Below are 22059 nucleotides of genomic sequence, written 5' to 3' on the forward strand. Positions count from 1 at the left end.
ACTGTTAGCCTGCCAATAAAGAGAACACCATGGCATTCGTTCGCAACCACTCACTGCTGTTGATTATATTAGGAAGCTTAGTCATCTCGACGGCCATGGGCTTACGCCATGGCTTCGGGCTCTTTATGGAGCCACTCAGCAGCGAGCTGGGCTGGGGACGTGGCGTATTTGCCTTTGCACTCGCCTTACAAAACCTGGTTTGGGGCTTATCGCAACCCTTTACCGGGGCACTGGCGGATCGCTTCGGTGCAGCCAGAATTATTGTTGCTGGCGGTTCACTGTATGCCTTGGGACTGCTGTTTATGAGCCTCTCTACTTCAGAGCTAGGCATGACAGTCAGTGCCGGGCTATTGATTGGCCTTGGCCTCTCTGGCACTACATTCTCGGTCATTTTAGGCGCAGTGGGCCGCGCAGTGGCGCCTGAAAAGCGTAGTATGGCTATGGGTATTGTCAGCGCGGCAGGCTCGTTTGGTCAGTTCGCCATGCTGCCCGGCACCCTTGGCCTGCTCGAGTGGCTAGGCTGGGCGGCAGCGCTTATGGCGATGGCGGCTATCGCAACCATCATCATTCCTCTGGGGGCTATGCTCCGCGATAAGCCCTCCGCCAAAACGGCCTCCGATTTAAGCTTGAAAGATGCACTCAACGAAGCGGCAGGCCAAAAAGGGTTCTGGTTGCTCTGTTTAGGCTTTTTTGTCTGCGGCTTTCAGGTGGTTTTCATTGCCGTGCACCTACCCGGCTACTTATTCGATAACGGCCTAGCGGTGCAGGTTGGCACGACGGTTTTAGCGTTAGTGGGACTGTTTAATATTGTTGGCACTTATACTGCGGGCTGGATGGGCGGCATCTGGTCAAAACCCAAGCTGCTCACTTGGCTCTATTTGATTCGTGGCGTGGTGATTACCGCGTTTGTTTATTTGCCGTTAAGCCCTATCAGCGCTTACCTATTCGGTATCGTCATCGGGTTGCTATGGCTCTCCACCGTGCCACTAACCAACGGCATCGTGGCTTCCGTGTTTGGTGTTCGTCACCTCTCCATGCTGGGTGGCATCGTATTTCTATTTCACCAGCTTGGCTCTTTTATGGGCGTCTGGCTGGGCGGCTATTTTTATGACCTTACTGGCAACTACAATACGGTCTGGCAAATGGCTATCGTGCTCTCTGTTGTGGCAGCTGCGCTACATTGGTTTATAAGTGAAAAACCACTTGAGCGTGCAACGCCAACCAAGGTAATGCCATGAATGCTGCCAAAACGTTGTCTATTCTGCTCTTAGCAGTCGCCCTGCTTGCCAGCTTGGCATTAGCTTGGTGGGGTTGGCACAGTTTAGACCCGTCGCTGCTGCTATTGGGCAGTCGGCTGTGTTAGCGCTAACTCATACGCCAGCGACGCCACTGGCGAAGTATCAAACCGTGTTTAGGTGAGAATAGTAGGGCAAGAAAGAACCAACTGGTAGCAACCAATACAATGGTGCCACCAGAGGCAACATCCATTACTACCGAAAGCCATAGCCCTATGACCGCCGAGCTTACCCCAACGCCCACTGAAATCAGCATCATGGTTTTAAAGCGGTCGGTCAGCATGTGCGCCGTTGCACCAGGGGTAATCAGCATTGCAACTACTAAAATGATACCCACCGTTTCCAAGCTCGCGACGATGGTGAGTGTTAACAGCAAGATCAAACCGTAGTGAATAATGCTGGTATTAAACCCCAATGCTTGAGCCTGCTGGGGGTCAAAGGCGTATAGCAGCAGCGGGCGATAGGCGAGCCACACGACTAACAGGGCAATCACACTGGACACTAACGTTAGCAAGAGCGCCGATTGCTGAACACCCAGCACGTTGCCAAACAGGATATGCATGAGGTGGGTACTGGAGGCGATCTTGCTGATGATCACAATACCCAGCGCAAAAGCGCCGGTAAACATCAGGCCCATGGCCGCATCAGACTTAATCCGCGTATGTCGCTCAATAGCGCCAATACCCACCGAAGTCAGCGCACCGGTAATAAAAGCGCCAATAAAGAACGGCCAGCCCAACAGGTAGGCAATCGCCACCCCGGGCAGCACCGCATGAGAGATAGCATCCCCCAGCAGCGACCAGCGTTTAAGCACCACATAGCAGGATAAAATGCCGCAAATAGCACCCACCAGCACCGAGGTTAATAAGGCACGCTGCATAAAGGCGTACTGGAATGCATCTGAAACAGCGCTAGGCAGCAGATTGACAATGACCATCAACGCAGCGATGAGCCCACTCACCAAGGTGTCGCCAAACAGGCTCAGTGTCGTCATTAGTTCTGTCACGTTACTTACCCCTGAGCCGCCATAAAGGTAGAAGATGCTTCAGCGACGCGTACATTGTTCGCCGACTGCTCAATCGAGCTCACCGCCAGCTCAGCCAATTTGGCATCATTGAGCATGTCGTCAGGCGTCCCTACCCCACGGATAAAGCGGTTAATCAGCACCACATGATCAACATGCCGGCGAGCACCGGGCATATCGTGAGTCACCATAATAACCGTACGCCCTGCCTGACGCTCCCGAGCAAGTACGCTTAAAATCAATCGCTCGCTGGGCGGATCCACGCCTGCCAACGGCTCATCAAGGAGCAAAATATTGGCCTGCTGGGCGAGAGCACGGGCTAGTAATACACGTTTTTTCTGCCCTCCTGAGAGCGCGCCAATAGGACGCTCCGCCAATGCCAACATATCAACTGCCCGCAGCGCTTCACACACAGCCTCACCATGGCGGGGATGGTACCAGCGCGAAGGCAACAAACGTCGCCACAGTGGATCACTGCGCATATGCCCGTAGCGCCCCCCCATAACGGTCTCCCATACGGAAACAGGGAAATCCCACTCAATGGCTTCGCGCTGGGCCATGTAGGCGATATGTCCCGCTTTTCGGTGTATCTCAATCGGCTGATTAAACGCCTGAACACTCCCGCGCAACGCTTTCATGCTACCGGTAAGCACATGGAAAAGGGTGGATTTTCCTGCGCCATTCGGCCCCACAATGGCCGTCCATTTCCCCGCGGGGAACTGCAAATTAATGTCTTCCAAGACCGGCTGACGCTGATAGGCGGCGTAAAGACCTTTTATATTAATCGCCACTGGGGCGTCGCCAAAAGTGGTTGCCATAATCGTTTACTCAGTTGCCAACGTTTGGCGCAACAGCTCAACGTTGTGGCGCATCATGGTGAAATAATCACCCGCTTCACCCTCTGGCTCGCTAAGCGAGTCCACGTATAGCGGCCCCGCGACTTTAACGCCGGTATCCCGTGCCAGGCTGGTGACGTGGCGGTCAGAAATCGTGCTTTCCCAGAACAGCGCCGCCGGTTGGCGTTCATTAATCATATCCACCACCCGCATAAGCTGACGCGGTGAACCTTCGGTTTCGGCGTTGGTACCCCAGATACCGTCGTGTTCAAAATGGTAGGCATCAGAGAAGTATAAAAATGCGGCTTCGCTACTGAGCAGCACGCGGCGCCCTTCAGGTATCGCTTCTAAGCGCTCTTGCAGCTCAACATGCAGCGCATGCAGCGCTTCTTTCAGCGCTTCAGCACGCTGCTGAAACTCTTCAGCTCGCTGGGGAAGTAAATGCTCTAGCTCATTAGCGACGACCTGGACATAGGCTGACACTGCACGTGGATCCATCCATAGATGGGGATCTACATCGCCTTCCATGTCGCCGGTAATGATTGTCTGAGTCGGGTATTCAGAGGTTTCAGCAACCGCCACCAGCGGGGTTCCATCAACTACCGTTGCTTCGACCTGGGGCATCCACTGCTCTAACTGGTAGCCGTTGTAAAATACTATGTCTGCCGTTTCTAACGCAGCGAAATTACTGGGGGTTAATTCCCATTCGTGGACTTCAGCGCCAACCGGGGTTAATACCGAGATATTGGCATTCTCCCCTGCCACGCGAGCAACTATATCGCCAAGCACAGAAAACGTGACGGCCACATTCAAGGGAGACGTCGCACTCTCTTGCGCTTCTGCGCTGGTTAGCGCGGCGCTCAGCCATAGCGGTAGGCTTAAGGCTATACCCAGATTGCGCTTACTCATTGTCTCTCCTTTTTTGTGCATGACCGATAAGTAGACTGTAGCTCAACAAAAAAGCATTGTGCAAACAGTTTAGCCTTGGCTAACAATATTGCAAAAAAAATACGCTACTATTTCGAGTGCTACACCTAGTACCATTACAAATACTGTTCCAATTACTATCCAATGATTATTAACACTGCTTCCGATATAATTTGCCAATGACTGATTCTAATCCGAACGCTGCATTGACCGCCCCAAGCATTCCTGGTGATGCCCTACCGCCCGTGGAGCAGCATGCTCAGCAGTATGCAACGGTGCGTAATGCCCACGAAACCGAACTGATTGAAGACTACGTTGAGCTAATTGGCGACCTGCTGGCACACCGCGGCGAAGCACGCGCGGCGGACATTGCCAACCGTATGGCGGTCAGCCAGGCGACGGTTTCAAAAATGATTCGGCGTTTAAATGAGCTGGAGTTGGTTACTAGTAAGCCTTATCGCTCGCTGTTTCTAACCGAAGCGGGCCAAAAAATGGCGGAAACGTCACGCGCACGCCACGATATCGTGCTGCACTTTTTACGTGCCCTGGGGGTGAAAGATGCCACTGCGAGAATTGACGCTGAAGGCATGGAACACCATGTTAGCGACGAAACCCTTGCTATCATGCAGCGCTTTACTGAGCAGCAGCAAAACAACTAAAACCGCGGCTGCACAACGGTAGACAAAGTGCACATGATTTACCTGAATTAAAGACGCTACAGCATAAAAATAAACGCCACGGCTTTTACTGTCATGATGAGCTTCCCACTACTTTAGCGGGCATCCCCAGCCGCCCGACGCCTGGCAGTTTCAGAGCAGGTCGCATCACGTCGACACCAAAGCTTAAGCCGAGGAGGTTGAGTTCAATGCCCTCCTCCAGCGCCAGCATCACGCCCACCACCCCGCCCAATGAGAGCTGATAACCGGTGCCACTCGGCGCAGCCGCAAACACGCTATTGAACATATAGTCCTTGCCAATAGCCGTTACCGGGAGCGCCACTTCAAAATCCGGCACTTCACGTATTACCCAAGCAATAAAGCTGTTGCTGTTCGGGCCAGGCCACACTCGATACAGCTCAGCTTGAGGGTACTCAGCGACGGCAGCCTCTATCTGCGGTATTAACTGCGTAGCCGCATCGCCGCGGTAGTCCGCTAATAGTGTGGGTGGATTGCCAAACCAGGCTCGATCAGGCGTATCGATTGAAGATACCACTGTGGGACGGCGCCAGCTCAGCACTTGATGGAGTCGGTAGCTATCGGCACTTTCCGCCTTGGTCGCAATCCAGATATGTTCGCCAAACGCACCACGCCAGTTATAAGCACGGGCGGAATAGACCTGAACCACGGCTTCAAAACTCACCATGGGGTCAGGCGCTATACCCGCGGATGAACGATCCAGTGATGACCAATGACCATCAGTCACTACTTGATTACTCGCCAAAATCCAAACAGGCCCCGCCAGTAGTAGCGTCAAAAGCGCCACTAGAAAAAGCAGCCAACGCAGTAGCATTCTCATCGTATCATCCGTAACTGAAAGTTATCTGTTTATTACCGCGATAGCTGACTTGGTGCAAGCACAGGCTTCAACGGCATTATGGGTTCACCTGGAGCGTTGATAACAGCGGGTAAAATTTGTTCTAATCGACACATGAAATATAAGAAATATTTTCACCAAAAAAAAACCCTCCACAAAATTTCAGGAGGGTTTATTGATTCTAAATCAATACGAATTGCAAATTTACAGTAGTGGAACTCTATAAAAACTTGTTGAAAATTAGGATCTCTCAGGCTTAGCAATACCTACTAGCAAGGCTAACTTATAGGTAGTTGAATAGATTTTAAAATAATAACATAACAAATAAGCTAAAAGCTTTTTAGAAAAAGGCAGTCCTTTTTTAAAAAAAAGATTCAATTGCCTCCGCGGTGGGAAGTAGCCTTTAAGAAGCGTCAAAATAAAACTTTTTTTAATATTTTCATTTTCTTTACTTACTTCACCTCCTAGCACTCTTTTACGTTTTTTAAGCATAGCCTTAATATCAGCTCGAGCTGGGTGGTTGACAATAACTTCTGGAGCATATTCAATAGATATACCTTTATCCATCGCTCTCCAGCCCCACTCATTGTCACCTCCAGACATTAATGCATCGTTAAAAAAACCAACTGTTTTAAAATTTTTAGCTAGTGTAATCATATTGGCAGTTGCTGCCCCTCCTGCCTTTGCATATTTCTCCTGATCGAAAGCAAACGCTTTTTCATAAATTTCGACAAGAGTGAGGTTGTCAGACTTAAAAAAAAGCTCTATCTTGCCAGCTATTCGTTCAACACCTTTATCAAAACGTTTAACAGCAGCTTCCAGCCAGTAAGGATCAGGAATACAATCAGAATCAGTAAAAGCAATAATTTCACCTTTAGCTAATTTTAAAGCAGCATTTCTTGCTGCATATGACCCCGGCTTTCCCTCGGTAATTATAGTAAAATTATTCGGCAAATAAAAATCAATAGGAGGTATATCTTCTGGTGCATTATTTACAATGATGACTTCGAAATCATCCTTTGGAAAAGTTTGATTTTGCAAGGCAATAACACAGAGCCTTAATCGTGCCCAATCATAATAGGTAGGCACAATAACGGAAGCTCTTGGGCTGCTAATCTTCATAACCCCTCCTGCATTCTCTTGAGCACTTTTACATTCCACCTCAATTTCAAGTTTATAAAAAGACATTTAATCTATCTCCCCGTGGTTATTTAAAGTCTGAAAAATAGACGTCTGATGCTCAAGTGATTCTTTCAGACTTGGGGTAATGTATTCCAAATAATTTCGTGTAAGGTGGTGGGTATCAGACCACATTAGCCTTTCATCAAAATATGCTGGACATAATCCATCAACACATATTAATGGGGTAAAATCTATAGAGGTGAACAGAGGAATTATAGCTGCATATTCATCTGCAGGGTTGTCTTTTAGCAGTACTTCTTCAATCGGCCGAGCACACAGACTCGCCTCGTCACGATTTTTCCATACGCAATAGCTAGGATCACTTTCAAACCAAGGATTATCCCTTATGCCCAATACTGGAATACCCAAGGCAGTTATTTCCTTCCATTTTTCCACATGACCATCAGGTACAAACTCAACGGGGTCGCCTACTACTAGCCTGTTGTCACGAGGGCGATTAGACCTTGTCGAGTTTGTTATAACTATATTGGGAGAAAGCTCAATCAAATAGTCAATAATGTTATCATTCCATAGTTTACAAGTATCATTATCCTCCACAATTTCATAACCAAGTGAACAGGAATGTTTTATTATACTTACCACCTTATAACCATACTCTTCTGCTAACTTTGAAAAAAAAGGTTCCCATTGACCAATATGTGATCCACCTACTAATGCAACAACGTTACCAGATGAAGCATCTCCAAACTCACAGGCTGAAATCTCAGACTCTGAAATTGTCGTAGCACAACCGTTGTCAGAATCCATGGCTTCGCCTAAATCATTAGATATCGAAGTAACATAGCGATAGTTTAAATCTGAAGCATTATTTTGTATAGAAATCTTCGAACCATCGAAAGAAGATGTCTTAAAGACAACATTTACATCATCTCGATTTTCAATGTAGTATTTCGCTCCAATACCGATTGTGACGGAAGGAAAAAAAAACAAAAATCCGGCTATATAAGAAATCCATACTCTAGACTTTGGCATTTTCCTAAAAGGCTTTTCAACCAACCAGGTCGTTATAAAAGCTGACAAAATTCCTAATATAACAATCATCATTCCCTTTATAATGCCTAGGTTTGTGGTTTCATAATAATGCTGAAAAAAAACAAGTATAGGCCAATGCCACAGATAGATAGTAAACGACATAGCTCCCATCATTACAAGATAGCGATTTGTCAAAATACTTTTCACAAATGTTTTATGTTTAGCATCTTTTCCTGAAATGATAAGAAAAACAGCCGCGATAACAGGAAATAGCGAAGCATACCCCGGAAAATTCCATTCTCTAGGAAAGAAAATACCGACACTAAAAAGCAATAATACTCCTAGAAAGGAGAGCATCGATGCCATTTGTTTACTGAGTTTTATGTAAGGTATAAATATAGCAACAAGTGCCCCTATTAAAAACTCCCACAATCTTCCTATAGGGTTAAAATAGGCGGTATTCGGATTATAATGCGTGGAAATGAGAGAATATAAAAAAGAAAAAACAACAACTGCAGAAACACCCAACATTAAAGGGATCAATGACTTAATTCTATTCGAGATATATAACAAAGGCCCAATCAAGAAAGGAAAGAAAGCATAGAATTGCACTTGTATTGAGAGAGCCCAGTACTGTTGAAAAGGACTGGCCGGATCTCCAGCCTGTAAGTAGTCAACTTCTCTTCTTATCAGCAAAATGTTTTCTAGATGTCCTGCGCTGAAAATAAATTCATGTATTGTAGCCACCCAATATACAGGTGGTACGAAAAAATAACTGAGAATAAAAGTAATTAATAGCACAACGTAAGCAGATGGAGCTACACGCTTAATAATCCCTCCCCAAAAATGAAAAGTCTTTATATTTCTTTCCTTTGCATACTGGCGAATCAACATGCCTGTCATTAGGAACCCAGATACAACGAAAAATACATCGACCCCTCCGGATACCTTCTGAAACCAGATATGAAAAACAAGTACGAGCATCGCACCTATGGCACGAACACCTTGAATATCCTCACGATATTTGTTATCGGAAGTATAAACATCAAAAGTTTTGTTCACTTCTATCCTCCTTGATAAATAGTAAAACATTCAACATATCTAGTCACAGCGACTTCTAACACCTTAAATAATAACTAAAATTTCAAGCAAAGATATTATTAAAAAGATCGCTAACAATATTACTTTGTCGATGGATAATATCTGATAAGTCTGATGCAAAAAAAATTAATCAACTATTTAAAATAAATATCATTTATTTATTTTTTTATTGATCAATCTAATACATTTCGTGGTCGCCAGACAACCATCTTCAGCACTAAGCATTAACTACGGCGTTCCTAAATTTCTAAAAAACTGATATTTTTTTATTTTCGATTTAATAAAACTGAACTTATGTGCATTAGTGGGTTAGATATAGTTGTAAAATTATAGCTGTAAAATATTCAAGAAGTTTTTCATTATTCATGACAACTTAATCTCTTTGTTACTTTAATTTAAGAAACTTACGTTGGAATTAAAATAAGAATAATTTTTATTCACTTAACACCCGCTCCCGCAATCTACCATAATAAGGCTGAGGTATTATAAGCGTTGCTAAAGTCATCCACTGTCGGGGACGCATACCAAATAATATTAGTGAACGTATATCTGTCTCAACCGATCTTCCAGCTATCTTTTTCTCGACTGCCCAAGACAATATCTTACGGTTTATGGAGGCATTTAAATAATGCTTTTCAATCCAAGAGAGGCCAACTTTAAGTTCACTCTTTAAATCTAAGCAGGGATGAGTTTGAGTCATATTACTTTTATCGCTTACCACACCGCTATTATGAAGCAACCACATGCTCGTAACGGTGGGATCATAGTGAACCATTTTGAGGCTACATATTACTTTTAACCAAAAATAAACATCCCCAGCACGCCGATAGCGACCAACAGGAAATCCACCAAGGGCCATGAATGTACTTTTACGTATGCAAGCCCCGTTCATGTGAATGAAATCAGAACGTGAGAACGCCGCTAAGGACGCCTGCCGACTCAAAACTCCATTTTGCAAGGATTCACTTCGAGGAACTACTATATTTCCTTCCATTTTCCGGAAAGCATTTACGAAAAAATTAATAGATGGATTTTCCGAAATAGCATTAGCAAATATCGATAGATGGTCATACACAAGCAGATCGTCTGCATCAAAAAAAACCAACCACTGAGATGTTGCCTGCTGTGCTCCATAATTGCGCGCTGCGTATCCACCTGGTCCAGGCTCATCTCGCTGGAACAATCGCAGCTTACCCTTGCGCTCCTCTTGTATTAAAATCTGGAGAGATCCATCCGTAGATGCATCATCAACGACAATAATTTCAAAATTCTTAAAAGTCTGATTATAAAGGCAAGTAAGGGAGTCCAATAACGTTGAAGCCTTGTTATGCACAGGTACTATGACAGAAAACTTACACATAAACTCACCTCACTGCAAGACATTAACATACTTTAATTAAAAAATTATAAATTTTGACATCTATGAACTCTCAAAGGGAGACATTGACTCTTAACCGGAGAATCAATGTATTCAATTTCAGGTGAAAAAAGAAAGCCTTCCACCAACCCGATTGTTACAATTTTAGCTTTTTTTAATTGCCATCTTCGCAATAATTTTAATATCATATAAAAATCTAAACACATAATTTTAACTACTACACGAATTGAGCGATATTTCTTAGTGACAAATATTCTATTTCTTATTAAGTATTTATAATATTTTAGACGGACTTCACTATTTTCAGAAATTATGTTCAAAACACCTTTCTCCTGACGTAAATGCATAACCTTGCTAGCACCAACTACAAACCCAGGGATATCTTTCGTTATTCTTAACGTATATTCCGTATCCTCACCCCATATAAACATTGAGGAAATTGGCAAACCATACCTCTCAAGGGTACTGCGAGGGACTAGAATAGATACAAAAGTTGCCCTATCAACGGAAACAACACCATATTGAGCGAACTTTGGCCAATCTTTATAACCAATATGATTCATTTTTTTGTTAATAGAGGGTGAATTAGTTACGTAACCATTTTCAGTAAAAGCAGTAGAGATTAAATACGCCCTATCAATTCCATTTTTATCGAGTGTATTATCAGCTTCAATCAAACATTGCAAGGCAGACGGTTCTGGAATGACATCATCATCCATCATCCAAATAAAATCAGCCCCCTCCTGATATGCAAGACGAAACCCAGCATTGAATCCACCCGCAGCACCTATATTCTGCGAGAGTAAATAAATTTTTAGATTCGGATAGTCCAATTCACTTAGTATTTTTTGTGTATTATCATTACTAGCATTATCAACTACAATCACCTGGTCACAAATGCGTGTTTGTGAATAAATGGAAGCTAAGCATAGCTGCAGCAAATCCTGTCGATTGTAGGTGAGTATCACTGCGATCACCTTGCTCATAGTGTCCCCTGCCAAATCATGCCCTTAGAAATCAATGCGGCGTTTAATTATTAGCTAACGTATTCATACGTTTAATACGGCAGCTTCTGACATTACTTACCACCTTGGAATGGTAAATGTTGTTATTGACGATAAAGAAAATTCAAATATATTACTATAAAAAAAGATAGGTTTTATAAAAACAATCATGTTAATTATAATTACAGATACTTTTTTTGAAGTGCTAACCATAAAACATGAATACTTGCACAATAACTATCAACCTAATGATTCACTCTTTTCAAACGGCGCCGGATTACTCTTGGAATGTTATTATAAAAAAACTTTAAAAAAGCAATTGGGAAGTAATAAAACGGAGCTTTAAGTTGCCATAATTTTTTTAAGCTAATTTTTAATGAATTAAATGTATAACCTAATCGATTTCCAACTTCAAAGCTCTGACCGTCATGAAGTCGTTTAATTGTTAGCGGCAAATTCACTTGGTAAAACATAAAACCTTTTCTAAGAGCGCGTATCCAAAGATCAATATCGACCTGCCTAAATAATTTTTCATCGTACCCGCCAACCTGATCAAAAAATCGTCGAGAGAAAAGTATAGAGCTATGATTTATTGGATTATTAATATAAAAACTGTCGCAGCCCATTGGTGTTACTGAAAATCCACCCCCGACTAACGACTCTCCGTCTCCATCTCCATAGACGATTTGGCTAGTTGTGACGACAAGTTCTACGTCTGGAAACAGACCCACAGTAGCGACCTGATGCGCCAATTTCTCGGGTAGCCATTTGTCGTCAGCGTCGATATTAGCCAGCCAAGGATAACGCGTATGGCAGACAGCAAGATTAAGCGCCTGCGAACGCCCAATACCTTGTGTATTCACTAACTGAACCTGTATCGGAGCCGTATGGCGTAATCTCTTAAGCACTTCCCAGGTGTCGTCGTCTGATCCATCATTGACCACAACGATTTCTTTAGGCGGATAAGTCTGAGAAAAAACAGAAGAAAGACAAGATTCCAAGTATTTAGAACCATTCTTAACCGTCATAATAACAGAGATATTAATCTGATCCATCATTCACCTCCATGGCGTCAGATAAAATTTTTTATAAGCACCAGGCATACAAATAAAATTAATTATTAGCTTCTGGCGACTCAATTCATTATTTTGATAAACTTGTATGTCCTTTTGAAAAAATACATCTTAAAATATACTTTCTACCATGCCTTGCTATTTACAATCTTCCACATCAACAACTTTATCTTATTCTTAACAAATCGGGTTCCAAGTTCATCTCCTGGATTATATATACAGTTATCACTAGAACAGAAAACAGGCTTCCTTGCTTCCCGACAAATAAGTTTTGCTTGATCAGAGTTTTCTTCAACGAATAAATCTGTCGCTGACGTGATGAACGTCTTCACTTTGAACCTAACAAGTGAGTCCATCGCCATAACATCAGTATCGTTGTTAGCCAAAACGAGGTTTCGATATGTAATCCCGTTGCTCTTTAGTAAGATTTCTACCTCATTGCGGCTTGATTCTTTCTGGCTAGATACGATCGTATTAATATCTCTTGATGGTATATATCGAAAGCGAGCTGTGGGCTTGTCACTGACAGACTCGCCTTCGGCAATCATACCCTCGAGACAAATACACGATCTATTCATGACATTGTGATGAAATATGTTCCATTCGAAAGCCCTAGGATGAGGAAGGAATTCAAGAATAATATCTACATCACTCCTGATTGGTTTCCCTGAATAAACGGCCAGAGTCGTTGCACGGGAAGCTAACCACTCAGGAACCGCTTCAATTTCGCTTCTTATTGACTTTCCACTCATTATGCTGTCATCCACAATGAGAACCTTTTTTGCCTCCCAAGGAGAGCTCAATTCTTTTCTTACTCCACGGGTAAGCCCTCTTTTCAATGGATAGTTGTTCACCCAAGATGAGATATCCGTGCAGTTCACATTCAGAGCAAGTGCAATCATATAAGCAGGTACCATACCACTTCTGGGAACCCCAACGACTAAGTCCCACTCACCGGAAAATTTTCCAAAATTCTTTGTAATATCCCTACCGAGATCACCATATGACTTGAACTGTATCTGCATTAAGTTTTCTCCGATAACTCGCTCAATATATTCAGCAACAGCTATCTATCACACATTTAACTGATACATATAGGAACATGGAGACCACTGATAAAAACCTATTGCATCAGAGAACAGATACTCTAAAAAGATACACTTAGGATATGAGCATCGAGGCTGTTAATGCTTTCTGAGGATATAATATAAACAACGATTAATTAATTTTTATTTAGCAGCAATAGTATCAAATGGTTTTTCCGCCATATTCTGAAGCTCAGGTTTCCCTATACCCATTGCTTCAAGCATAATGGCATTCACTTTATGCACATCGTATTTATCTTTAGCAATTTCGTAGGAGCGTCGCCCCATGGTTTGCATTAATGCGGGTCGGTCAATAAAGTGCTGCATGGCGTTAACCAATGCGTCAACATCTTTTACGGGTACCAAGTAGCCGTTTTCGCCATCAATTACGGTTTCTCGACAGCCAGGTGCATCGGTGGTGATCACCGCTCGCCCCATAGACATAGCTTCCAAGATTGAACGCGGTGTGCCTTCCCGGTAATAGCTAGGCAGTACAAAAACGCTGCTCTCAGTAAGTGCCGGCCGCACATCACTCAGCCAACCTAAATGTTCAAGAAAACCTTCCCCTACCCAGGTAGCCAATTCTTGTTGCGTAATTGTATCGGGATTGCTATCGATATCACCGGCTAGTTGAAACACGACTTCAGGATGCTGCTGTTTGATTTTCCTAGCTGCTTCTGCGTACTGACGCACGCCCTTATCGGCCAACAAACGAGCAACCAATAAAAACCGTGGTGATCCTTCAGGTAAAGGAGCTGCTGCAAAATGAGCCATATCTACCCCTGACCCATTGAGCACCTGTGAAGGAACGTGAGTATGGAGTATCTCCAAATCACGAAATAACGTTTCATCATCAGGGTTCTGAAAAAACACCCTATCTACCTTATTCAAAGCTACCGCATAGAGCCTGCGCACCAAATGAAAAACTAGCGCACGTTTACCGCGGGCCTCTCCGGCAAAGGCATACCCCAAGCCAGTGATCAATGCGTAGCGCCGTGGAACCTTCGCTAGCCAAGCCGCCAGCATCCCATACACCACGGGCTTGATGGTATACCCCAGAACAGCATCGGGACGAATATCATTCATTAAGCGATAAAGCGACTTCAGAGTAAGAAAATCGTGCCAAGGATTCAGTCCTGTTCGTTGCATAGGGATGTCATGAATAATCACACCCCAGGATTCAAGCTGTCGACATGTTATAGGATCATCATTAAGCCCTGGAGATGCCGCGTGAACTTCTAACCCTGCTTTAATCAGGCTGCGCACTAGCGGCCCACGAAAATTAATCAAGGAATAACTTGAGCCCGACACGAGCAAAAAGCGACGATTCGGTTTAGCAGCCTTAGCGTTCATAGTAACTCCTCAACAAGATACCAGACAGCATAATAGCCTTGCCCTTTAGACTGGTATCAAAGCAATATGCTTATACTGAATAGCATTAAAATTAAGTCAGACTTTCGCGCTTTTAATGGTGATGGATGAAGATAGTAAAGGACTTGGTCTGCCTACTGAGTAATAAGTAAACCCTTTCGACTCCATACGACGCGGCTCATAAATATTACGCCCATCAAAGATAGTGGGTTCAGTCAGTTGCGATTTAATAAGATCAAAATCAGGGGCCCGAAAGTTTTGCCACTCAGTGACAATAATCAAGGCGTCAGCTTTCTTCAGTGCAGCCTCTTTAGTACCACAAAGAACCAAGTGATCATTGCTCCCATAGATTCGCTGGGCTTCTTCCATGGCTTCCGGGTCATACGCCTGCACCTTGGCACCGGCGGCCCAAAGTGCTTCCATAAGCACCCTGCTCGGGGCATCGCGCATATCATCAGTATTGGGCTTAAATGAAAGTCCCCAAATGGCGAAGGTTTTTGTCTTAAGTTCTGCATTAAAGTGCTGACTTACTTTATTAAATAACGTGTTTTTTTGCTCTTTATTACGTGACTCCACCGCTTTAAGTAATTTGGCGTCAAAGTCGATTGTATTCGAAACATGAATAAGTGCCTGGAGATCTTTAGGAAAGCAAGAACCACCATACCCCACGCCGGGATAAATGAAATCGTAACCTATGCGTGGATCTGAGCCTATTCCTTTGCGCACAGCTTCAATATCAGCACCCAGGCGCTCAGCCAGGTTTGCCATTTCGTTCATAAAGCTTATTTTGGTAGCCAACATGCAGTTAGCTGCGTATTTGGTTAATTCGGCACTTTTTACATCCATCACGATGATCTTGTCGTGATTACGATTGAAGGGAGCGTATAACTCGCGCATTACTTCAATAGTGGCATCGCACTCGGTACCAATAATTATACGATCAGGTTTTTGGCAGTCAGCGACCGCACTACCTTCTTTTAGAAACTCAGGATTAGATACCACGTCAAATGCAATATTATCACGGCCGCGTCTTACCAAAACTTTTTCTACCTCAGCTCGTACTCTGTCAGCACTCCCGACAGGTACGGTAGACTTGTTGATGATAATTTGGCTCTGCTCCATATGTTCGGCAATGGTGGCAGCCACCGTCAGAACATACTTGAGATCAGCGCTACCATCTTCGTCCGGAGGAGTTCCCACAGCAATAAACTGTACTTGGCCATGTTTGACTCCCGCTATCGCATCAGTGGTAAATTCAAGCCGCCCAGCAGCATGGTTTTCTTTTACCAAAGACTCTAGACCAGGTTCATAAATAGGGATGTTGCCCTGTTTAAGTTTTTCGACCTTATTATCATCCAGATCAACACAAACAACGTGATGGCCAACTTCAGCCAGAATAGTGCCTTGAACTAGGCCAACGTAACCCGTTCCAAAAACTGTAACGTTCATTAGATTTCCTAACTGGAGAGTAGAATAAATGGAAGAACTAGAAAAATTTTCACCTAGACGCGCTATGCGCTTCATTCAAAGTGGTGTCTGGTTCATTTAATGAGTAGTAATTGCGGTACCATTCGACAAAGTTTGAAACACCTTGAACAACTGGAGTGGTGGGTTTATAGCCAACCATTTTTTCTAACTCACCTGAATCAGCATAGGTGTCTGGGACATCGCCAGGCTGTAAAGGCAACAGGTCCTTAATGGCTTTTCTACCTAGCGCTTTTTCAATGGCTTCGATATAGACATTGACCGTAACAGGATCATTATTGCCGATATTGAAGATACGAAAAGGTGCATTGCTAGTAGCAGGATCCGGGTTATTACTATTCCACTCAAAAGCAGGAGCGGCTATATCATCACTGGCGCGAACAACACCTTCCACAATGTCATCCACATAGGTGAAGTCACGCGTATGACAGCCATAATTAAAAACCTGAATAGGCTCATTGGCCAAAATATTTTTGGTGAACTTAAAAAGTGCCATATCGGGTCGGCCCCAGGGGCCATAGACGGTGAAAAACCTCAGACCAGTGGTCGGCAATCCAAACAAATGACTATAGCTGTGAGCCATCATTTCGTTGGCTTTCTTAGTGGCGGCATAAAATTGAAGTGGGTGATTAGCGCCTTCATGCTCAGAAAATGGCATTAGCGTATTAGCGCCATAAACACTACTGGTACTGGCGTAAGTCAGGTGCGCAATATTGGAGTGGCGACATGCCTCCAACACATTAGTAAAGCCAATTAAGTTGCTTTCCACATAACTAAGTGGATTTTCTAGCGAATAACGCACCCCTGCTTGGGCAGCTAGATGAATAACTCGGTCAAAGTGATGTTCATTAAAGCACTCTGCCACTGCTTGTTGGTTGGCTAGATTAGCGCGAATTGAAAGATAATCGCCCCTCGCTTCTGATGCCGTCTGATCAAGAATTTTCAGACGCGCCTCCTTAATAGCGGGATCATAATAATCATTGACACTATCAAAGCCGACGACACTATCACCGCGCTCCAACAACCGCTTAGCAGTGTGAAAGCCGATGAATCCGGCATGGCCGGTAACAAGGATCTTCATGTGATGACTCCATGACGTGGGAGTAGAGGGCATTAGACGGGAGTGGGACAAATAACAGCGCTAATCTCAGTTGCGTACAAAGCGCTGAATATGGCGCCAGCTCACTCGCCTTAAGCCATCCAACGTCAAGGGCACCAAGGCCACTGAACGCACCATGGCAAGTAATGGACGCGGAAGTTCACTCAGGCATAAGGTTCGCGGCAACCCGGTATAGGGAAACCAACGATGTCGATAAGAGCTTTGACGGGCTGAGAGCGGCAAGTCGCCGCTAAAAAGCGAAGGCACCGCATACCAGGCATAGTTGCCTTTCAACGTTTTTATTTCATTGGGACCGGGCTGGAGAAATTCGAAATCAATAATCTTTAACCCTTGGCAAGGATCATAGATAAGGTCTTGCGGATTAAGGTCGATACATTCGTAGCCAAGACTGCGATAGTGCAAAATCACTGCTCTCACGCGCTCAATGGTCCAGATAGGCAGCAAACCATGACGAGAAAAAGGCGCACGAGGCGATAAAATATGTTCCATGCAATTGGCATAGCGCTCAAACACTAGATAATGCGGCCCAATTTCTAGCAAATGAGATACTTCTGGTAAGGGCGCGCCAAGTTCGCGCGCCTTTACTTCACGCTCTAGATAACGCTCGCGCCCAGGTCGAAATGTCTTGCAAATCGCCTCAGTGCCATGAAAATCCACCAGCTCTACCTTGGCTCGGCAAACCTCTTTACTTAGGTCAGCCAGAACTGGGTAAGGTGTGCGAAAGGCGGCATTGTTGCTTAGGGCTGCTGCACGTATTTTACCGATCAGTTCAGGGATCAACGTGCTGAGATACTCAAGCGCTTGGCTTGCATAGCAGGAACAATGTATTGGACTTAGCGGTTCCTCTTTGCCCTCCCCCCGATAAACTGTGGATTTGAAAGCTGCTTTGACAATAAGTACCCGTAGATTATTGGCCTGTTCAGGTACGTTACTTGAAGTCCGCTTCTCCGTTACTGGATGGACATCCTGAACCACTAGGAGAAAAACAGGCAGGGATCCACTGCTGGAGTATTTTCCTGGCTCCTGTTCATCATCAATCAGCCACTGAGCAAGCGCCTGTTGTTGCCCGCCTTCGATAGGCACGCCACACAGCACATTAAATCCATAGTGATCAAGCAAATTGCGGAAGGTATCCAAATACGCCAACTCACAATCTCTGATCAGAAAAACGGTAATCCCAGATAGCCACTCTTGTTGTTCGTCATTAGATTGTTTGTTCGTCATGACTTGCCTCCTTGTGCTAAAGAGATCACTTCTTTTTGAATCAGCATTGGTGACATGCTCGATAATGCTTTTCGCATCACTCAAGCAGGAAAAGATGGTGATCAGGGCGTGGATTGAACAGCTCAGCCCCTATGGCATAAGCACCTATCACATAAGCACCGTAATGCAGGTTATGGCTGGATAGAGATAAATTTCAGGGGGGTTACTCGGCCGCTCAGCCTTCCTTGGATATCGGGCTTAATATAGGGCCTAGCCGGGCGACTGACCTTAAAGCGGAGCTTGTTGTATCAATGGATTGACGTTGCGTATCTAAAGGCATTGCCTGGCGTGCTTTCCATACCAGATCGGCTATTTCGTCCAACGGGGTGTAGTCCAAGGGTGCCGACTGCAGCAGCTGACGGATACGCAGATGATCAGTAGCGATAAACGCCTGCTCCAGTTGCTGTAGAAAGGCTTCTAGCCTCGGCCATTCCCAAAATCGCTCTTTTGACGTCATGATACGATCATGCCGCGTCTTGCTGACGTCATGACCTATCAACAGTTCCTCGTACAGCTTTTCACCAGGCCGCAAGCCGGAATAGATGATTTCGATATCTCCATCGGGATGTGCAGCGTCTTTTACTTCCAGCCCCGAAAGGCGAATCATATTCATGGCCAGATCATGAATACGCACTGGCTCGCCCATATCGAGCACGAAAACCTCCCCACCCTCACCCATGGCCCCGGCCTGGATAACCAACTGCGCAGCTTCGGGAATCGTCATGAAATAGCGGGTGATATCTGGGTGTGTCACCTTAATGGGGCCGCCCTGCTCAATCTGCTGACGAAACACAGGGACAACAGAGCCGCTTGAGCCTAAAACATTGCCAAAACGCACCATGCAGAATCGTGTATTGGACTGGGCATGGGCAAAGGCTTGGCAGATAAGCTCAGTTAAACGCTTGGATGCCCCCATGGCATTGGTGGGGCGAACCGCTTTATCGGTGGATACCACAACAAAGGTTTCCACATCCGCCGACATTGCCGCCTTGGCCAGATTCAAGGTGCCTAAGACGTTATTGCTTACCCCTTGGACGAGATTGAACTCCACCATCGGCACATGCTTATATGCGGCAGCATGGTAGACGGTATGCACCTCGAAGCATTCGAATACGGCCTTAAGACTGCCCGAATGCTGCACTGAGATAAGCAAAGGTGTTAGCTCGCACCGGGACGCCGTACTTTCAATATATTGCTTCAGCTCTTGCTCAATGGCGTACAGCGCGAATTCACAGTTGTCTACCAAAAGTAGCCGGGCAGGATTTTGATTAAGTATCTGACGACACAGCTCGCTACCTATCGAGCCTCCCGCCCCTGTCACCATGACCGCTTTATCACGGATATTGGCCTCCAGTAGTTCGGGGAAAGCAGGCACCGACTCCCTACCTAATAAGTCTTCAAGCGCCACATCGCGTAGTTCGCTGATTTTGGCCCTTCCAGCGATCACATCGGCGCTTCCAGGAATTGTCTTGAGAGGTACGGAAAGTCCCGAAAGCCAATGCAATATCTCGCGTCGCCGCCAACGTGGAGCACTAGGAATGGCGAGCAGCACCATAGCGGCCTGATGTTCTTGAATTAGGGCCGCCAGTGCGACCGGCTGATGTACCCGCAGCCCCTCTACCATGGCTCCTTCCAACCCACGCCAGTCGTCAACGAAGGCCACCGGTTGGTACTCTTCTCCGTTTCGCAGCGCGGCTACCAGCTCGCAACCCGCGGCCCCTGCCCCATAGATCACCACCGGCTTGCGTTGACGGAGCTGACTATGGCGATACAATTCGCGCAACACAAAACGTAGGCTACCGATACCCAATAACAAGAACAGCGCATAGATAACAATTATCGATATTCCAATGGGTGAGGCAGCCATGTAACTGGTCGGTGCAACTGACAAAGTCGATGCCAACACAGCAATAACGATAGTCGATACAGTGGCATGGCTCATGTAGCGAATGACAACGCGATAAAGCCCTAGCCAGCGGAAAAATAAGAGACTTATGGGAACCAGCAGGCCGATGGTCATCCACAAACCAACACTGCTTAGCGATTGTAGGCTTTCCAGATGAATCACTGTTGCAAGCTGCAGACTACCCGCGACAATAAAACCATCAATGGCCACAAGCACCCTGCGCTTTATGCAACGCGGCGTCATCGATAGCGACTTCATTAAACTGGCCATAGTTATCTCTATCCATTCTCGCGGGTTATCAGATCGCAGCGCTAGCAATCACGTCATTTCAGAGGGGGAGTTAAAAACGAAGCGTCGACGGGAAGCGGCTATCGAGCCTTGTCGGTAGAGATGCCAACAGATGACAAGTAGTATCCAGAATAGCGTCGAGCGTAGGCCGTTATGGGTAGTGGAATAGATCAATGGCCCGGCTACTCCAGCCCAAATATATAAAGGTGCTCGCCGCAATACGATGACTATCATCGATAGAAAAAGTGCTAGCCCCGGTAAGCCATAGGCAAACAACATATTAATGTAGGAAGAATGAATTTCGGCTCCGTCGTAAGGAGCAAAGCGCTCTCGTTTAGCTTCTCCCGCCCCCAATATCGCGTAGGCGGGAAAGTTCGTTAGCCGGTCAAACTTGCGCTCCTCATAAACACTATCCACTTTGCTTGGCGCCCGATCCATTCGCGCCTCGAGGTTGCGCAATACTTGCCCCTCCGAACTAATGTTGGCTATTACAATGCCTCCCAATAACAGTGGCACCACCAACAACAGACGAGCAAAGTATTTTACTTGCTTCGCATTTGCCATTGCCCAACCGACCAATACCATGACGCCTCCCCCCATAGCGGCTAATGAAGACGCAGATAAAATCCCTAGTACGCCGCTAGCCAGCCCGGCTAATGCCAAAGGCCTCATTTTCGGGTGAAAATCATCAAGCATTAACAACACCACCACGCCGCATAGCGAAAAATAGGCCAGCTGGTTGGGGTTATTAAAACTTCCAGTGGTGCGGTTAATCCCCAAGGCCAGTTGCACTAACACAAAGCCACCGGCGACCAATAGCGCAATAGACACGCTATTGCGAATCAGACTAGTGGCACGTTCACCATAAACACTCAGAAAACGCAGCAATCCCATACCAATTAAAAAATTGAACAAAAAGAACAGGGCAGGCATAAAAAAGTCTGTCGTTTCCATCACTAACGTCCAACAAAGACATACCATAACCACCCATAGCACCATTAACCCCCAACACATTGCGAAGGAAGAAACTTTCAGGTGTTTATCTCCTAGTGACATCAAAAGCATCACGCCAGCAAAAACGATCAACACAAAATCAGCCAGCTGTGGCCCACCGCTGGGAAACAAATAAAGGCTGCTTAACGCAAGGCCCACAAACAGCAACAACGCACCGATCAGGTTCATGGCGATACCTTTT

19 protein-coding genes are annotated in these 22059 nt (G+C 45.4%); 3 read left to right on the top strand and 16 right to left on the bottom strand.

Annotated elements, in window-relative coordinates:
• The first annotated feature begins 29 nt into the window (after positions 1–29).
• Together A6R74_RS03230 and A6R74_RS23200 are read left to right on the top strand one after the other, a co-directional pair.
• Entirely contained in the window at positions 30–1238 is a 1209-nt protein-coding gene (locus tag A6R74_RS03230) for an MFS transporter (RefSeq protein ID WP_064233019.1), read from the top strand.
• Positions 1235–1363, top strand: a complete 129-nt coding sequence (locus A6R74_RS23200) for a hypothetical protein (RefSeq protein ID WP_276204768.1) — start codon at positions 1235–1237, stop codon at positions 1361–1363. The genes A6R74_RS03230 and A6R74_RS23200 overlap by 4 nt, the downstream gene beginning before the upstream one ends.
• A 2-nt stretch (positions 1364–1365) precedes the next feature.
• Here A6R74_RS23200 and A6R74_RS03235 read toward each other — a convergent pair whose 3' ends face one another.
• Genes A6R74_RS03235 through A6R74_RS03245 form a run of 3 tightly spaced genes read right to left on the bottom strand, consistent with a single transcriptional unit; the run spans position 1366 to position 4064 of the window.
• Positions 1366–2289 (bottom strand): metal ABC transporter permease, encoded by a 924-nt coding sequence (locus A6R74_RS03235; RefSeq protein ID WP_064233020.1) that lies wholly within the window; start codon positions 2287–2289, stop codon positions 1366–1368.
• Positions 2290–2306: 17 nt separating this feature from the next.
• Complete coding sequence (locus A6R74_RS03240; protein ID WP_064233021.1) at positions 2307–3137, bottom strand: metal ABC transporter ATP-binding protein; 831 nt, start codon at positions 3135–3137, stop codon at positions 2307–2309.
• Positions 3138–3143: 6 nt separating this feature from the next.
• On the bottom strand, positions 3144–4064 hold the full coding sequence (locus A6R74_RS03245; protein ID WP_064233022.1) for a metal ABC transporter substrate-binding protein: 921 nt from the start codon (positions 4062–4064) through the stop codon (positions 3144–3146).
• Between the two features lie 197 nt (positions 4065–4261).
• On the opposite strand from A6R74_RS03245, the gene mntR reads away from it, so the two are divergent.
• Complete coding sequence (mntR, locus tag A6R74_RS03250; protein WP_064233023.1) at positions 4262–4741, top strand: manganese-binding transcriptional regulator MntR; 480 nt, start codon at positions 4262–4264, stop codon at positions 4739–4741.
• 91 nt (positions 4742–4832) lie between these two features.
• Here the strand turns inward: mntR and A6R74_RS03255 are convergent, their stop codons facing one another.
• From A6R74_RS03255 to A6R74_RS03315, 13 genes are all read right to left on the bottom strand, one after another.
• Positions 4833–5597 (bottom strand): DUF3750 domain-containing protein, encoded by a 765-nt coding sequence (locus A6R74_RS03255; protein WP_064233024.1) that lies wholly within the window; start codon positions 5595–5597, stop codon positions 4833–4835.
• 258 nt (positions 5598–5855) lie between these two features.
• The gene (locus tag A6R74_RS03260; RefSeq protein WP_082906571.1) at positions 5856–6803 is read right to left on the bottom strand and encodes a glycosyltransferase family 2 protein; all 948 of its coding nucleotides are present in this window, start codon (positions 6801–6803) and stop codon (positions 5856–5858) included.
• Positions 6804–8852 carry an acyltransferase family protein gene (locus A6R74_RS03265; protein WP_064233025.1) on the bottom strand — a complete coding sequence of 683 codons (2049 nt, stop codon included), beginning with the start codon at positions 8850–8852 and terminating at the stop codon, positions 6804–6806.
• Between the two features lie 472 nt (positions 8853–9324).
• Positions 9325–10251 (bottom strand): glycosyltransferase family A protein, encoded by a 927-nt coding sequence (locus A6R74_RS03270; protein WP_064233026.1) that lies wholly within the window; start codon positions 10249–10251, stop codon positions 9325–9327.
• Between the two features lie 44 nt (positions 10252–10295).
• The gene (locus tag A6R74_RS03275; RefSeq protein WP_064233027.1) at positions 10296–11255 is read right to left on the bottom strand and encodes a glycosyltransferase family 2 protein; all 960 of its coding nucleotides are present in this window, start codon (positions 11253–11255) and stop codon (positions 10296–10298) included.
• A 263-nt stretch (positions 11256–11518) separates the two neighbouring features.
• The gene (locus A6R74_RS03280) at positions 11519–12328 is read right to left on the bottom strand and encodes a glycosyltransferase family 2 protein (protein ID WP_064233028.1); all 810 of its coding nucleotides are present in this window, start codon (positions 12326–12328) and stop codon (positions 11519–11521) included.
• Between the two features lie 143 nt (positions 12329–12471).
• Positions 12472–13371, bottom strand: a complete 900-nt coding sequence (locus A6R74_RS03285) for a phosphoribosyltransferase family protein (protein WP_064233029.1) — start codon at positions 13369–13371, stop codon at positions 12472–12474.
• A gap of 204 nt (positions 13372–13575) precedes the next feature.
• Positions 13576–14784 (bottom strand): glycosyltransferase family 4 protein, encoded by a 1209-nt coding sequence (locus A6R74_RS03290; RefSeq protein ID WP_064233030.1) that lies wholly within the window; start codon positions 14782–14784, stop codon positions 13576–13578.
• Positions 14785–14880: 96 nt separating this feature from the next.
• On the bottom strand, positions 14881–16251 hold the full coding sequence (locus tag A6R74_RS03295) for a UDP-glucose dehydrogenase family protein (RefSeq protein ID WP_064233031.1): 1371 nt from the start codon (positions 16249–16251) through the stop codon (positions 14881–14883).
• 49 nt (positions 16252–16300) lie between these two features.
• Complete coding sequence (locus tag A6R74_RS03300; RefSeq protein WP_064233032.1) at positions 16301–17368, bottom strand: NAD-dependent epimerase; 1068 nt, start codon at positions 17366–17368, stop codon at positions 16301–16303.
• 66 nt (positions 17369–17434) lie between these two features.
• Positions 17435–18715, bottom strand: a complete 1281-nt coding sequence (locus A6R74_RS03305) for a hypothetical protein (protein ID WP_125410280.1) — start codon at positions 18713–18715, stop codon at positions 17435–17437.
• Between the two features lie 130 nt (positions 18716–18845).
• Positions 18846–20846 carry a polysaccharide biosynthesis protein gene (locus tag A6R74_RS03310; RefSeq protein ID WP_064233034.1) on the bottom strand — a complete coding sequence of 667 codons (2001 nt, stop codon included), beginning with the start codon at positions 20844–20846 and terminating at the stop codon, positions 18846–18848.
• A 48-nt stretch (positions 20847–20894) separates the two neighbouring features.
• Positions 20895–22046 (bottom strand): hypothetical protein, encoded by a 1152-nt coding sequence (locus A6R74_RS03315; RefSeq protein ID WP_064233035.1) that lies wholly within the window; start codon positions 22044–22046, stop codon positions 20895–20897.
• Positions 22047–22059 lie beyond the last annotated feature (13 nt).

Origin of the sequence: Halomonas sp. ALS9, assembly GCF_001651035.1 — a bacterium.
In the GTDB taxonomy this organism is placed as follows: domain Bacteria; phylum Pseudomonadota; class Gammaproteobacteria; order Pseudomonadales; family Halomonadaceae; genus Vreelandella.

What these genes read in the sequence shown, in the direction of transcription:
- A6R74_RS03255 (WP_064233024.1), bottom strand. Translation starts at nt 5,597, where the DNA reads ATGAGAATGCTACTGCGTTGGCTGCTTTTTCTAGTGGCGCTTTTGACG.
- A6R74_RS03315 (WP_064233035.1), bottom strand. Translation starts at nt 22,046, where the DNA reads ATGAACCTGATCGGTGCGTTGTTGCTGTTTGTGGGCCTTGCGTTAAGC.
- A6R74_RS03240 (WP_064233021.1), bottom strand. Translation starts at nt 3,137, where the DNA reads ATGGCAACCACTTTTGGCGACGCCCCAGTGGCGATTAATATAAAAGGT.
- A6R74_RS03235 (WP_064233020.1), bottom strand. Translation starts at nt 2,289, where the DNA reads ATGACGACACTGAGCCTGTTTGGCGACACCTTGGTGAGTGGGCTCATC.
- A6R74_RS03245 (WP_064233022.1), bottom strand. Translation starts at nt 4,064, where the DNA reads ATGAGTAAGCGCAATCTGGGTATAGCCTTAAGCCTACCGCTATGGCTG.
- A6R74_RS03285 (WP_064233029.1), bottom strand. Translation starts at nt 13,371, where the DNA reads ATGCAGATACAGTTCAAGTCATATGGTGATCTCGGTAGGGATATTACA.
- A6R74_RS03300 (WP_064233032.1), bottom strand. Translation starts at nt 17,368, where the DNA reads ATGAAGATCCTTGTTACCGGCCATGCCGGATTCATCGGCTTTCACACT.
- A6R74_RS03310 (WP_064233034.1), bottom strand. Translation starts at nt 20,846, where the DNA reads ATGGCCAGTTTAATGAAGTCGCTATCGATGACGCCGCGTTGCATAAAG.
- A6R74_RS03295 (WP_064233031.1), bottom strand. Translation starts at nt 16,251, where the DNA reads ATGAACGTTACAGTTTTTGGAACGGGTTACGTTGGCCTAGTTCAAGGC.
- A6R74_RS03280 (WP_064233028.1), bottom strand. Translation starts at nt 12,328, where the DNA reads ATGGATCAGATTAATATCTCTGTTATTATGACGGTTAAGAATGGTTCT.
- A6R74_RS03290 (WP_064233030.1), bottom strand. Translation starts at nt 14,784, where the DNA reads ATGAACGCTAAGGCTGCTAAACCGAATCGTCGCTTTTTGCTCGTGTCG.
- A6R74_RS03275 (WP_064233027.1), bottom strand. Translation starts at nt 11,255, where the DNA reads ATGAGCAAGGTGATCGCAGTGATACTCACCTACAATCGACAGGATTTG.
- mntR (WP_064233023.1), top strand. Translation starts at nt 4,262, where the DNA reads ATGACTGATTCTAATCCGAACGCTGCATTGACCGCCCCAAGCATTCCT.
- A6R74_RS03230 (WP_064233019.1), top strand. Translation starts at nt 30, where the DNA reads ATGGCATTCGTTCGCAACCACTCACTGCTGTTGATTATATTAGGAAGC.
- A6R74_RS03260 (WP_082906571.1), bottom strand. Translation starts at nt 6,803, where the DNA reads ATGTCTTTTTATAAACTTGAAATTGAGGTGGAATGTAAAAGTGCTCAA.
- A6R74_RS23200 (WP_276204768.1), top strand. Translation starts at nt 1,235, where the DNA reads ATGAATGCTGCCAAAACGTTGTCTATTCTGCTCTTAGCAGTCGCCCTG.
- A6R74_RS03270 (WP_064233026.1), bottom strand. Translation starts at nt 10,251, where the DNA reads ATGTGTAAGTTTTCTGTCATAGTACCTGTGCATAACAAGGCTTCAACG.